The following is a 13,181-nucleotide window of genomic DNA, read 5'->3' as shown; positions in this document are numbered from 1 at the left end:
GCAAGCCTCTTTACGCACGTGGGCCCTTCGCAACATTCAGCAGCCTGTAGGGCGGACCTCCCCTTGATCAAGTCCCCGTAAACCGCGGCGTACGTTTTTGCGTGAAAGCATCCCGCCCCTCGATGTAGTCCTTGCTGGCGAAGCATGCCCGGATGGCTTGCTGGCACGCTTCGCGGCCGCGTTCGGACACGGCTGTCGCGGTGTCGATGGCCAACTTGCTGGCCAGGTGAGTCAATGGCGCAAGCCCGGCTATCGTCTGCAAGGTCTGCTCCACCTGCGCATCGTCGGCGATGTCGTTGATCAGGCCGATACGCAAGGCTTCGTCGGCCTTGTAGCGGCGCGCGGTCAACATGATTTCCTTGGCGTTGGCCGGGCCGACCAGCCACGCCAGGCGTTGCAGCCAGGTTTCGTTGTAGCCGACGCCGACCTTGCCCGCGGGAATGCAGAAGGTGGCATCGGGCGTCGCATAGCGCAGATCGCAGTGCAAGGCCATGCCGACCCCGCCGCCGAAGCAATAGCCGCGGATCCGCGCAATGGTGGGCTTGCGCACCGTCGCCAACGCGGCGACCGCGCGTTCCACCGTGCCGTTGTACAGCGCGACGCCTTCGGGCGTGTTGCGCCGCTCGCCGAACTGCGAGATGTCGGAACCGGAAGCAAAGGCTTTTTCACCGGCGCCTTGCAAGACGATGACCCGGATCTCGGGATCCTCGTCCAGCTCGCGCAAACGCAGCGGCAGATCCTGCCACATGTCGAAGCTCATCGCGTTGTGCTTGGGCAGATTGTCGAGTGTCAGCGTGCCGACGGGACCGTTGCGGCTGGCCTTGATGCAACTCGCGTACGCGTCCGGCGAGGAAGAGACTGCACTTTTGACGTCCATATATCGTGCTCCGTTTGAATAAGTGGGGATGGTGATGGAGATGCGGCGATCACCTGGCGATCTTCTGGAAATGCATCTGGTCGGTGGTTTGTTTCCACATGGCGATTTCTTCTTTGATCTGCTTGGCGAATCCCGCGGGGGTGCTGGGCGCTGGCGTCAGGCCCAGCCGCTGAAATGCCGCCACGACCTCGGGATCGGCCAGCGCGTGGTTGAGCGCGGCATTGAGTTTCTGTACGACAGGCGCCGGCGTCCCGGCCGGTGCGACCAGGCCATACCAGGTCGGCTTGTTCAATTCGGGATAGCCCAGTTCGGCGTAGGTGGGAACATCGGGCAGCACGGCCAGGCGTTGCGGGGCCTGCACCGCCAGCGCACAGATCTTGCCGCTTTGAATATGCGGCAGGGCCGATCCCACATTGTCGAAAGCGGCATCGATCAGTCCGGCATACATATCGTTCATGACGGCGGACAAGCCTTTGTAAGGCACATGCAGCATCTCGGTGTGCGTGGCCGACATGAAGCGCACGCCGGACATCTGCGACAACGTGCCGATTCCGGAAGACCCGTATTTCACTTCATCCGGATGCCTTTTCAGATCATCGATGAAGGCCGAGAGCTTGCAGCCCGGCGCCACCTTGGGCGTGGCGATCAACACGCCGGGCGCGACGACGATGTTGCCCACCGGGGTGAAATCCTTGACCGGATCGTAGCTGAGCGTTTCGTACACATTGATAGCGACGGCATGGGTGGTCGAAGACGCAATACCCAAGGTGTAGCCGTCGGCCGTCGCATGCTTGATCTGGTTCACCCCTATCATGCCGCCGGCGCCTGCCTTGTTCTCCACGACCACCGACGCGCCGAGCTGCTTGCTCATGGACTTTTGCACCAGCCGCGCCACCAGATCGGTAGGCCCGCCGGCCGCCATCGGCACCACGACGTCGATGGAATGATCCGGGAAATCCGCCGCATGGGCGGCGTGTCCGCCCTGCCCCGCCATGCAGGCTAGTAACGCCGCGGTCGCGGCGGACAAGCGCAGTGCCTTCCGTACGTGTGTCATTCATTGTCTCCTGGTGCGATGTGCTCATCGCTTATCTATGCGCCGCCATCGCTGGATGCGATGTGCGACGTCCTCCTTTGCTTCCTTGCTACCTGCCCTCCGTATGCGTTCAGATCACGCCTTGCGCCTTCATGCTGGCCAGTTCGTCGGCGCGATAGCCGAGTTCGGTGAGCACCTCCTCCGAATGCTCGCCGCGGCGCGGCGTGGCGCGCGCAATCGTGCTGGGCGTACGTGTCAGCTGCACCGGCTGGCCCACCAGTCGCTGCGTACCGAAATGCGGCGACTCCACCGTGTGCACCATGCCCAGATGCTGGATCTGTGCTTCCTCGAAGACCTGCGACATGTCGTTGATGCGGCCGCACGCCACGCCGATCTCATTCAGCACGGCGATCCAGTGACTGCTGGTGTTGTGCGCGAGCCTGCGCTCGATCTCGGCATTCAGGCTGTCGCGGTTGACCGAACGCGCGGCCTTGTCCATATAGCGGGGGTCGCTTATCCATTCGGGCGCGGCCATGGCGTGACAGAAGCGTTCCCATATCTTGGAACCGAAGACAGCGATGTTGATGTGTCCGTCGCTGGTCTTGTAGACACCCGTCGGGATGCTGGTCGGGTGATAGTTGCCTGCCTGGCGGGGAATGTCGCCTTCCGTGAGCCACCGTGCTGTCTGGAAATCCATCATGTAGACCATGGCCTCCAGCAGGGAGGTGTGCAGCCACTGCCCCCGTCCGGAGCTTTCCCGTTCCAGGAGCGCGACCATGATGCCCTGTGCGCAGAAAATGCCGGCGCACAAGTCGGCTATGGGCAGTCCCACCCGCATCGGCCCTTGCCCCGGCGTGCCGGTGACGGACATCAAGCCGCCCATCCCCTGGGCGATCTGGTCAAAGCCGGGCCGCTGCGCGAGCGGGCCAGTCTGGCCGAAACCCGAGATGCTGGCGTAGACCAGGCCGGGCTGCTCCCGCGACAGGGTTTCGTAGTCGATGCCCAGGCGGTGCTTCACATCGGGACGGAAGTTTTCCACCACCACGTCGGCGGTACCGATCAAGCGACGCAGTGCCGCGATGCCTTGTGGCTCCTTCAGATTGATGGTGGCCGAGCGCTTGTTGCGATGGGTGTACTGGTAGTCCGATCCGTCCTGCCCTCCCAACGTGTCATCGCCGCGCATGTGCTCGGGCATCTGGACCTGGATGACGTCCGCGCCCCAGTCAGCCAGCTGTCGGCATGCCGTCGGACCGGCGCGGACTTGGGTCAGGTCGATGACGCGGAAGCGGGAAAGCGCTGCGGACGCGGGGATGTGCGGCATGGAAAGTCTCCTAGTTGTTGTTGCCTTTAGGTGCCGACGAGCGTAAACAACAGCCCTTTAATTGTCAACAATCTAATATTTATTGAAGACTTAATACCGTGATTAGTCATCAATTCGCTTAGGCAAAGCGGCAGTTTGGATTAAATAGTCGCTGAAACGTATACAATCCCGCCCAAATTCTCGGCAATGGACCAGATAGATGACGACAAAAGCCGAAGCGCCGGCCAAAAGCCCGCGCCGCGTAGCAGCGGTGATAGAAGAGTTGAAGCAGTTGATCTTCAGCGGCGAGTTGAAGCCGGGGGATCGCTTGAATGAGGCCGCCCTGGCGCTACGCATGGGGACCAGCCGGGGGCCGATCCGGGAAGCGATGCGAGTATTGGCGGGGATGGGCCTGGTCACGGCCATCGAGAACCGCGGCACCTTTGTGCGGCAGATGTCGGTGCGCGATATGTTGGAAAGCTATGACATGCGCGCCGTCATCTTCGGATTCGCCGCGCAGCGGGCGGCGGAATTCCTGACGCCGGAGCGCCGTCAGCATCTGGAGGATCTGCTTACCCAGATGGAGCAGGCCACCATCGAGGGGGCCGGCAATCGCTATTACGAACTGAATCTACAGTTCCACGACGATATCGTCGCCTTTTCCAATAATCGCCGCGCCGTGCTCGCCTACGACGAATACGTCAAGGAGCTGCATGTGTTCCGCCGCCGTTTCTTCGATTACGAAGCCAAGATGCGGCGTTCGAACGAAGAGCACCGCGCGATATTCAGCGCGATGGTGGCCGGCGACGGCAAGCTGGCACGCCAGCTGGCGGAACAGCATGTGGTGACGGGCCGCCAGCGGCTGCTGGACAGCCTGGAAGGAAACGAGTTTTCCTAGCTGCGTGGTGGTCGGTCAACCGCGCTGTTGGCGCGCCTTCTGGTTCGACACGTAGATGTTCTCGCGCACGGGCGCGGCGCCGCTGTCGAGGAGCGCCAGCCACTCGTCGGTGCTGAGGACCGCGGCGAAGGACGATTGCAGCACCACCGTGATGACGCGATGAATCTCTTCCGCGGTGGCTGAGCCGGCGCGGTTTTCGTACGGCAGGGAGCCGCTGGCGTCGTTGAGGAATTCCAGCGACAGTCCCGCGTGCTTGGCGTGCTTGATGGTCGAGTCGTCGCAGTTGTGCGTCATGTAGCCGACGATGGTCAGCGTGTCTATGCCTTCCTTCTCGACCCAGGCGCCCAGGTCCGTGCCCGCGAAAGCGCTGGCCTGGGCCTTTTCCACGAACAAGGCGTGCTTCCTGCCGGCGATGGTGGAGTGCAGTTCCGCACCCGCCGAACCGCGCGCGAAGATGGGCGACTGCGCGGGCGCCAGATGCTGGACCAGGACGACGGGAATGTCGTGCTGTTCGGCGGCATCGATGGCGCGGTTGATGTTGGCCAGGGATACGGCCGGATCGGGGTACTCGATGGGCAGGTTGCCAGTGAAGTATTCGTTCTGGACGTCGATGACGATAAGGGCGCGGCGGGGGGTGGGCATGGTTGCCTCCGTGAGTTCAGGGGGCCAGTTTAAGTCGCGCGCGGCCGGCGGTGTATGGGCCTGCTGGTCATGATGCCTGCACCGGTGGTTATCATTGTCGCCGCCAGGCCCGCTTTGGACCTTCGTTTGCAGCGTCCTGTCCATCGCCCCTTGGGCCCTCGTTCTTTGCGTCCTATCCAACGCCCGCCTTGGGCCCTCGTTCCCAGCGTCCTATCCAACGCCCGCCATCCAACGTGAACGTCCTGCTTGCTTCCGCGCTCTACGCCCTGACGGCACTTGCCGAAATCGTCGGCTGCTATCTGCCCTGGCTGGTCCTCAAGCAAGGCCGCAGCCCCCTGCTGCTGGTTCCCGCCGCGCTCTCGCTGGCCTTGTTCGCGTGGCTGCTGACCCTGCATCCCAGCGCCGCCGGACGCACCTATGCCGCCTACGGCGGCATGTATATCGCCGTGGCCTTGGTCTGGCTGCGCATCGTCGACGGCGTCACCCTGACCCGCTGGGACGTGGCCGGCGCGATCATCGCCCTGGCCGGCATGGCCGTCATCGCCTTCCAGCCGTCGAGTTGAGCCAGCTGAAGAAGCACTTACCATGCGCGCAAAAACTCCGTGCGCCATTCGATAAAAAAGCACAAGCCTCTGGATCGCTAGTCCCCGAAGTGCTACCAACAGACTTTCGAAGGACATAAGTAAGGTGATGCCATGAAAGACATCGAAAAAATCGCCAAAGCTATCGAGGCTGATGCGGGCGAGGCGCTCCCTGATTTGCGCCAGGCACTGAAAGAAGTGCGTGCAGGCATCGGCCAAGTGACCACGCCCGAGCAGATGTTGGTCCGAGAGGCGCGGGAATCAGCCTTGCCGCGGCGGGCCGGGCAGGTAGCGGTAGGCGACCCCGGCGATGACCAGCAGCAGCGCGATGCTGCCCATGACCGGGCCGAAGGGTTCCAGGCCCCAGCCCTGGGCGTGGGTCGCCACCCAGCCGGTGAACCACTGCATGGCCGCGACACCCAGGAACATGGCCATGGTGAAGAGCGCCATCGCGCGGCCCGTGATGCCCGCCGGATAGGAAGACCGCACATCCGCGTATTGCAGAATGGCGAAGCCCGAGAAAAAGCCTACCGCCAGCGCGGTCAGCACATCGCTCCAGGGGCCGAACGCGAAGGCAATAACGGTAAACAGCACGGCGAAGATGAAGGCGCATGCCACCAGCCACCGACGCCGGCGCAAGGGACCCGGGTCCAGGCGGCCAAACACCATCGGACCGACCATGGCGCTCAGTGACAAGGCCAAGGCCACGTTGCCGCTCTGCACCAGGGAAAAACCGTGGCGGCCGATCAACATGGGCCCCAGCCACAAGCCACGCAGGGTAATGAACGCGGCGTAGCAGACGAAGCTCAAGGTCACGATGCCCCAGGTATGCGGCATCTTCAACAAAGCGCCGAAGCGCATCAGCGCTTCCCGCAAGGACTCGCGCGGCGCCCCATCCCCGCCGGCCTGGTTGCTCACCAGCCGGTCTTCGTGCACGCTGCCATAGACCCAGAGCCAGGCCAGCACGGACAGTGCGGCCAAGACCCAGAACCCCATGCGCCAGCTGCTCTTCTCGATCAGCCACGCCAAAGGCGTGCCGGTGAACAACATGCCCGTGACACCGATGGCCATGGCCATGCCCGACACGGCAGCGAACTTCTGCACCGGAAAGTAGCGCGAGATGAATACCGTCGCCGCCAGGAAGGCCGGCGCACAGCCCACGCCGATGAGCGCCTGCCCCGCCACCAGCGTCCCGTAGCCTGGCGCCAGCGCCGACAGTACCGCGCCGATGATGGTCAGCGGCGCCGCCACGAGGATGGTGCGACGCACACCCCACAGGTCTATGCCTATGCCCATGAACAGCTGCATCGCGCCGAACATGAAATGGAAACTGCCCGCGAACGTCCCCAGCTGCTGCGGCGACAGCCCCATGTCCGCCGCCAGCGGCGGCGCCGTGATGGCCGCCACCGTGCGATAGGCATTGCTCAGCGCGAAGCCCGACGCCAGGGCGAACAACATGGCCCAGGCTTGGGCAAGGGGTGACTTAGTCATACTCATTCAGAGGCTGGCTTACGCGTGGCCAGCACGTTGGTGATCTTGCCGATATTGTCGAGCGTGCTTTGCAGATGGGCACGCAACACTTCCGCGGCGTCGGCGTTGCGCCCCTGCTCCAGCAGCGCCAGCACTTCCAGATGCTGTTCGCAATGCTGGCGATAGCGCTGACGATCCCGCATGGAACGATAGGACAGCAACCGGCGCACGCGATTGACGCGCCGGATGGTGTCGATAAAGAAAGGATTGCCCGAGGCTTCCACCAGCGATTCGTGGAAACGCACGCCGCGCTCATGCAGCTGGTCGGCGGTGTCGGTTTCAATGCCGCCGTCGAGCAGATGCAGTTCGGCTTCGCGGCAGCGCGCCAGCACCGCGGCATCCAGGCGGTAGCCCGGTTCCATCAACGCGGCCGGCTCCAGCGCCAGCCGCAGGCGATAGGACTGCAACAGCGCCTCCGGCGTGCGCATCATGGACGAGAACTGCCAGCCGTAGCCCGGTCGCCGCTCGGCCCAGCCCTCGTTGGCGATACGCCCGAGGATGGTGCCAAGCTGAGTCGCCGTCAGGCCATAGCGTGCGCGGAGCTGCGCTTCCGAGCAGGCCTCGGGCAGTTCCCCGCGCAGCAGGTCGTCCGCGATGCGGAAATAGACCCCGGTGGCGACATCGTGCCCTTCGATGCCCAGCGCGCCGGCTACCTGGTCCGGCGCCAGCTGCAGCGGCCGCGCCAGGAAGTAGCCCCGATTACGCTCGCGCGCCACCATGCCTTTTTCATGCAATTGCTTCAGTGCATCATTGACCGGCGACCGCGACACACGCAGGCGGTCGGCCAGCAACTGCGCGGGCAAATGCGCGCCGGGCGCCCAGCCTTCGGCCTGGATCAGCTGGACGATCTGGACGGCGATGGGGGTGTGAGGCTTCATGCCGGAGAATGTAACGCAAAACAGGGGACATGCTTTGCGTCCCCGCGCTCAGTCCAGTCCCAACCGCAGAGGCGCCCCCGTCATCTTCCGCAACTGCGCGAACGTAAGGCCATCGCACATCCATCGCACCACCAGGCCGGCGGGCGTGACGTCGATCACGGCGCAGTCCGTATAGATGCGGTCGACCACGCCCGCCCCCGTCAGGGGATAGGTGCAGGCCGCCACGATCTTGGGGGCGCCCTGCTTGGTGACGTGCTCCATCACGACATACACCTGCTTGGCACCAGCCACCAGGTCCATGGCGCCGCCCACGGCGGGAATGCCATCGGCCGCACCCGTGTCCCAATTGGCCAGATCGCCTTCATGCGACACCTGGAACGCGCCCAACACAGACACGTCGATATGGCCGCCGCGCATCATGGCGAAGGACGTGGTGTGGTCCGTGATGGAAGCACCGGGCAACAACGTCACCGGTTCCTTGCTGGCATTGAGCAGGCTCGGATCCACCGTGCCGTCCTCCGGCCCGGGGCCCATCCCCAGGATGCCGTTCTCGCTATGGAGGATCACGTCACGATCCTTGGGGAGGCATTTGGAGATGAGCGTGGGTATGCCTATTCCCAGATTGACGTAGCTGCCGTCTGGAATATCGCTGGCCACCTTGGCCGCGATCTCGGCGCGGCTCAAGCGCTTGAAGGTCCCGACATTGGTCGCCGTCATGCGTTTGCTCCCACTTGAACCACGCGTTGCACGAAGATGCCCGGGGTGATGACGTTCTGCGGTTCCAGTTCGCCTAGCGCGACCACATGCTCGGCCTGGGCGACGGCCACTTTGGATGCCATGCACATCACCGGCCCGAAGTTGCGTTCGGCGTTTCGATAAATAAGGTTGCCCCAGGGGTCCGCGTACTCTGCCTTCACCAAGGCGAAATCACCGCGCAAAGGTTGCTCCAGCACATAGCCGACGCCATCGATCACCCGGGTCTCCTTGCCTTCGGCCAACACGGTGCCGTAGGACGTGGGCGTGAAAAAAGGGCCCAGGCCCGAGCCGGCGGCGCGCATGCGTTCCGCCATGGTGCCTTGGGGCACGCATTCCAGTTCGATCTTGCCGGCGCGGTACCACTCGGCGAAAGCCTCGGCATTGGGTATCTTGGGATTGGATGAGCGCGCGAACGAGCACACCATGCGGCGCACGCGGCCGGCCTCCACCAGCTGGCTTAAACCGAACTTGCCGTTGCCGGCATTATTGTTGACGATGGTCAGTTCGCGCGCGCCCTGGTCCAGCAAGGCGCAAACCAGCTCCGTCGGCACGCCCGAGATGCCGAAGCCGCCGATCAGGATGACGGCACCGTCCTGCACATCGCGCACGGCCTCCTGCACGGAGGCAAGCACCTTGTTCAGCATAGCAGGGCTCCGGTAGCAACGACGATCGCGCCACGCCTTGCACGCAGCGCTAGCGCGACGATTTTCTTCACACCGACTGTCTTCACAACGTTTCCTCCAGCCCGAAGATGGCCGTCGACTGGCTCGACAGCGTCCCGCCGTTGCCATGGGCCAGCGCGATGCGCGCATCCTTGACCTGGCGCTCGCCGCATTCCCCGCGCAACTGGCGCACGGCTTCGATCACCAGGAAAATGCCGTACATGCCCGGGTGAACGCAGGACAGGCCACCGCCATTGGTATTGACGGGCAGCCGTCCGCCCGGCGCGATGCCGCCGTCCTGCACGAAAGCGCCGCCCTCGCCCTTCTTGCAAAAGCCGAGGTCCTCCAGGAACAACAGCGTGTTGATGGTAAATGCGTCGTACAAGCCCACCACGTCCACGTCCTGCGGGCGCAGTCCAGCCATCTCGAAAGCGCGCCGGCCGGACTCCGCCGCGGCCGTCACGGTCAGATCCGCCATGGACGAGATCTGCCGGTTCCACACCGCCGTGGCGTTGCCCAGCACATACACCGGCTTGCGAGAATTTGCCTGCTCCCTGGCCCGTTCGCGGGCGCGGTCCGCCCGCATCAGCACGAACGCCCCCGCGCCATCGGTCACCAGGCAGCAGTCGCGCACGGTCAGCGGCGTGGATACCACGCGCGCGCCCAGCACGTCCTCGATGCTCAAGGGATCGCGCATATAGGCTTCCGGATTGCGCTGCGCCCAGCGCCGCGCCGCCACGGCCACTGCCGCCAGTTGTTCGCGCGTGGTGCCGAACTCGTGCATGTGCCGGGAAGCCGCCAAGGCATACGCTGTCAACGGCAGGATGGGCGCATACGGATGCTCGTAGGGCTGCGGGTCGATCTGGCGAAAGGCCTCCGACATGCCCTTGCGGGAAAAGGCTCCCGTCTTCTGCGTGCTGCCGTAGCACACCAGCACCGCCGTGCACTGGCCACTTTCCAGGGCCATCATGGCGGGCATCAGATGCGCGATGAAGCTGGACCCACCCAACATGGTGCTGTCGATGAAGGTCGGCCGCAATCCCAGGTATTCGGTCACCGGCAGCGCCCACATGCTGGTGGCGGAACTGCATGTGGCCAGGCCGTCGATATCCTTCATGGTCAGCCCGGCGTCGGCCACCGCCTGGATCGCGGCCTGCGCCAGAATCTCCATGGCGCCGTACCCGTGCGCTTCCCCTATGCCGGCCTGCCCCACGCCGACGATGGCGGCCTTGCCCCGCAAGTCTCTCAGGCTCATTGTTTGTCTCCCTGCGCCAGCTGGGCGGCCGCCGGAGCGAACACCACCAGTGGCTTGCCGTCCTGTTCAATGATGCGGGCGCGCACTGCCATACCTATCGTGACGGCATCGTTGGGGCAATCTTGCACGCGGCTCATCATGCGCACGCCTTCGGCCAGGTCCACCAGCACGATGTTGTAGTCGGTGCCGGTACCGGGCTTGCCCTTGACCACGCTGCACGCATAGACCACACCGTCGCCGCTGGCCCGTGTCCAGTCCAGCCGCGCCGATCCGCAGTGCGGGCACAGCATACGGGGATAGAACACGTGCTCATGGCAGGCAGCGCAGCGCTGGATGCGAAACTCACCCTGGGCAAGATGCTTTTGGTATTCGGCATCGGCGCCCCCGACGGGCGCCGCATCGGCAGCCATCTCCGCAACCACGTAGGCGGAAATCGACTTTCCCTGCTCGGCCAGCGCGACAAGCAGGGGCGCCGGCGTCCACAGTTCGCCATGCTCGCGGTGGAATTCGCGGATGCGTTCCAGCACCTTCGGCAAGCCCACCTGATCGGCGTAGAACAAGGGACCGCCCCGCGTAGCGGGAAAGCCATAGCCGTTCACATAGATCACGTCGATATCGCTGCCGCGCTGCGCGATGCCATCCTGCAGAATGCGCGCGGCCTCGTTGACCAGCGCGTACATCGTGCGCTCGACGATCTCTTCGTCGGAAATGGGACGCCGCGAGATGCCGGATGCCCGGGCGCAGTCCTCGATGATGGCTACCACCTTGGGATCCGGCAAAGGCGCGCGACTGCCCTCTTCATACCGGTAGAAGCCCGCGCCGGTCTTCTGCCCAAGCCGCCCCGCTTCGCAAAGGCGGTCCGCGATGTGGCAATAACGAATGTGCGGCGGCCGCGTGGGCGCCTGGCGTTTACGCGCCGCCCAGCTGATATCCAGCCCGGCCATGTCGCCCATGCGTAGCGGCCCCATCGCCAAGCCAAAGCGTTCCAGGGCCTGATCCACCTGGGCAGGCAGCGCGCCTTCCTCAAGCAGAAAGTGCGCCTCACGGGTATAAGGGCTGACCATGCGATTGCCAACGAAGCCATCGCAGACACCTACCACCGCCGCCACCTTGCCGATCAGCCTGGCCACCTGCAGCACAGTGGCCAACACGTCTGGCGCGGTCGCCTGCCCGCGCACGATCTCCAGCAGCCGCATCACATTCGCCGGGCTGAAGAAGTGCAAGCCCACCACGTCGGCGGGCCGCCGCGTCACCCCGGCGATGTCGTTGATATCGAGCCGCGACGTATTGGTCGCCAGGATGGCGCCGGCCTTGGCGATTTCATCGAGCTGCTTGAACAGGCCGTGCTTGACCGCGATATCCTCGAAAGCCGCCTCTATGATCAGGTCGGCATCGGCCAGCCGCCCCATGTCCGTTGTGGCCTGGATTCGTTGCAGGCGTGCCTGCATTTCGGCGCCATCGAGTCTGCCCTTGCTGACGGTCGCCTTGTAGTTGCGCGTGATCGTGCCCAGGCCTTGGGCCAGCGCGGCATCGGTCACCTCCACCAGCGTCACCGGATACCCCGCATTGGCAAACGCCATGGCGATACCGCCGCCCATGGTGCCCGCGCCGATCACGCCGACGCGAGCCACCACGCGCGGCGTGGAATCGCGCGCGTCACGAGGCGGTTTGGCCGCTTCGCGCTCGGCGAAGAAAAGGTGGCGAATGGCCTTGGACTGATCGCTATCGACCAACTCCAGAAAGCGCGCCCGCTCGAACGCCAGGCCTTGCTCGAACGTGCCCCGCAGCGACTGCTCCACGCAGGCGATGCATTGCAAGGGCGCGGCAAGTCCCCGCGCGGTCTTGGCCGCCGCCGCGCGGGCCTGATCGAACAGCGCCTGGGCGTCCTCCGCTTCGATGACCGGAAGATCGCACGTGCGCCGCGGTACAGTGGTGCTGCCCAGTCGGGCAGCGAAGGCGATGGCTCCCTCCGCCAGATCGCCGTCGAAGAGCGCATCCAGCAGGCCGGCTTCCCGCGCGGCCCGGGCCGCCACCGTCTTGCCCGACACGATCCAGTCCAGTGCCTTGGCCACGCCCACCAGACGCGGCAAGCGCTGCGTTCCGCCACCGCCGGGCAACAGGCCAAGCTTGACCTCGGGCAAAGCCACGCTGGCGTCGGCCAGGGCCACGCGCCAGTGACAAGCCAGCGCAAGCTCGAGCCCACCGCCCAGCGCCGAGCCATGGATGGCCGCCACGACGGGTTTGGCAAGTTGCTCGATGCGCTTGAAGAGTGCTGGCGCGATGGGCTCGGCCGTGCTCAGTGGCGTATTGAATTCGCGGATGTCCGCGCCACCGGAGAACATGCGGCCGTCGCCCATGACGACGATGGCGTCGACGGCGGGATCGGCAAGGGCTGCGTCCAGTGCCGCGCTCAAATGCTGACGCAGAGCCGCCGACAGGCCGTTGACGGGTGGATTCGACCAGGTGATCAGGGCAACGCGGCCATGCCGCGCGAAGGCTGAACCCTGGTGCGAAGGCGTGGCAATCGCCGTCGTCGCCGCTTGCGCGGGACTCATTGCAGTTCGACCAGCGGCTGGCCCTCGTTCACCTCGTCGCCTTCGTTGACGAGGAATTTCGTGACCTTGCCAGCGCTTTCCGCTTCCACGGGGATCTCCATCTTCATGGACTCGACGATCAACAGCGCATCGCCCGCGCTGACCGAGGTTTGCGGGTCGACGGCCAGGCTGACGACACGGCCGGACAGCGGAGAAGAAATGATAGGCATGATGG

The 13,181-nt window shown here is 64.6% G+C and carries 13 protein-coding genes; 2 read left to right on the top strand and 11 right to left on the bottom strand.

Annotated elements, in window-relative coordinates:
* Positions 1 to 67: 67 nt before the first annotated feature.
* The 3 genes from ASB57_RS00635 to ASB57_RS00625 all read right to left on the bottom strand — a co-directional run bounded on the left by ASB57_RS00635 (position 68) and on the right by ASB57_RS00625 (position 3,231).
* Complete coding sequence (locus ASB57_RS00635; RefSeq protein ID WP_057649667.1) at positions 68 to 877, bottom strand: enoyl-CoA hydratase; 810 nt, start codon at positions 875 to 877, stop codon at positions 68 to 70.
* A 49-nt stretch (positions 878 to 926) separates the two neighbouring features.
* The gene (locus ASB57_RS00630) at positions 927 to 1,931 is read right to left on the bottom strand and encodes a tripartite tricarboxylate transporter substrate binding protein (RefSeq protein ID WP_057649665.1); all 1,005 of its coding nucleotides are present in this window, start codon (positions 1,929 to 1,931) and stop codon (positions 927 to 929) included.
* Between the two features lie 109 nt (positions 1,932 to 2,040).
* A complete protein-coding gene (locus tag ASB57_RS00625) occupies positions 2,041 to 3,231 on the bottom strand; it encodes a CaiB/BaiF CoA-transferase family protein (RefSeq protein WP_057649663.1) in 1,191 nt (396 codons plus the stop codon).
* Positions 3,232 to 3,430: 199 nt separating this feature from the next.
* Here ASB57_RS00625 and ASB57_RS00620 point away from each other — a divergent pair, with 199 nt between their 5' ends.
* A complete protein-coding gene (locus ASB57_RS00620) occupies positions 3,431 to 4,108 on the top strand; it encodes a GntR family transcriptional regulator (protein WP_057649661.1) in 678 nt (225 codons plus the stop codon).
* 15 nt (positions 4,109 to 4,123) lie between these two features.
* On the opposite strand, the gene ASB57_RS00615 is transcribed toward ASB57_RS00620, so the two are convergent.
* A complete protein-coding gene (locus ASB57_RS00615) occupies positions 4,124 to 4,750 on the bottom strand; it encodes a cysteine hydrolase family protein (RefSeq protein ID WP_057649659.1) in 627 nt (208 codons plus the stop codon).
* Positions 4,751 to 4,983: 233 nt separating this feature from the next.
* Between ASB57_RS00615 and ASB57_RS00610 the strand changes: the two genes are divergently transcribed.
* Entirely contained in the window at positions 4,984 to 5,313 is a 330-nt protein-coding gene (locus ASB57_RS00610) for a YnfA family protein (protein WP_057649656.1), read from the top strand.
* Positions 5,314 to 5,592: 279 nt separating this feature from the next.
* Here ASB57_RS00610 and ASB57_RS00605 read toward each other — a convergent pair whose 3' ends face one another.
* From ASB57_RS00605 to ASB57_RS00575, 7 genes are all read right to left on the bottom strand, one after another.
* The gene (locus tag ASB57_RS00605; protein ID WP_057649654.1) at positions 5,593 to 6,822 is read right to left on the bottom strand and encodes an MFS transporter; all 1,230 of its coding nucleotides are present in this window, start codon (positions 6,820 to 6,822) and stop codon (positions 5,593 to 5,595) included.
* A 2-nt stretch (positions 6,823 to 6,824) separates the two neighbouring features.
* Positions 6,825 to 7,739, bottom strand: coding sequence for a GntR family transcriptional regulator (locus ASB57_RS00600; RefSeq protein WP_057649652.1), 915 nt, complete (start codon positions 7,737 to 7,739; stop codon positions 6,825 to 6,827).
* A 48-nt stretch (positions 7,740 to 7,787) separates the two neighbouring features.
* Positions 7,788 to 8,456, bottom strand: coding sequence for a 3-oxoacid CoA-transferase subunit B (locus ASB57_RS00595; RefSeq protein WP_057649650.1), 669 nt, complete (start codon positions 8,454 to 8,456; stop codon positions 7,788 to 7,790).
* On the bottom strand, positions 8,453 to 9,139 hold the full coding sequence (locus ASB57_RS00590) for a 3-oxoacid CoA-transferase subunit A (RefSeq protein WP_057649647.1): 687 nt from the start codon (positions 9,137 to 9,139) through the stop codon (positions 8,453 to 8,455). Before ASB57_RS00590 ends, ASB57_RS00595 begins: the two co-directional genes overlap by 4 nt.
* A gap of 82 nt (positions 9,140 to 9,221) precedes the next feature.
* Positions 9,222 to 10,412 (bottom strand): thiolase, encoded by a 1,191-nt coding sequence (locus ASB57_RS00585; RefSeq protein WP_057649645.1) that lies wholly within the window; start codon positions 10,410 to 10,412, stop codon positions 9,222 to 9,224.
* Entirely contained in the window at positions 10,409 to 12,967 is a 2,559-nt protein-coding gene (locus ASB57_RS00580) for a 3-hydroxyacyl-CoA dehydrogenase NAD-binding domain-containing protein (RefSeq protein WP_082621277.1), read from the bottom strand. Before ASB57_RS00580 ends, ASB57_RS00585 begins: the two co-directional genes overlap by 4 nt.
* Positions 12,964 to 13,176, bottom strand: coding sequence for an acetyl-CoA carboxylase biotin carboxyl carrier protein subunit (locus tag ASB57_RS00575; protein ID WP_057655816.1), 213 nt, complete (start codon positions 13,174 to 13,176; stop codon positions 12,964 to 12,966). The genes ASB57_RS00580 and ASB57_RS00575 overlap by 4 nt, the downstream gene beginning before the upstream one ends.
* Positions 13,177 to 13,181: the final 5 nt, after the last annotated feature.

Origin of the sequence: Bordetella sp. N, from assembly GCF_001433395.1 — a bacterium.
Lineage (GTDB): Bacteria > Pseudomonadota > Gammaproteobacteria > Burkholderiales > Burkholderiaceae_B > Bordetella_C.
The sequence above is the reverse complement of the archived record's forward strand: the minus strand, read 5'-3'. Positions and strand labels throughout refer to the sequence as shown.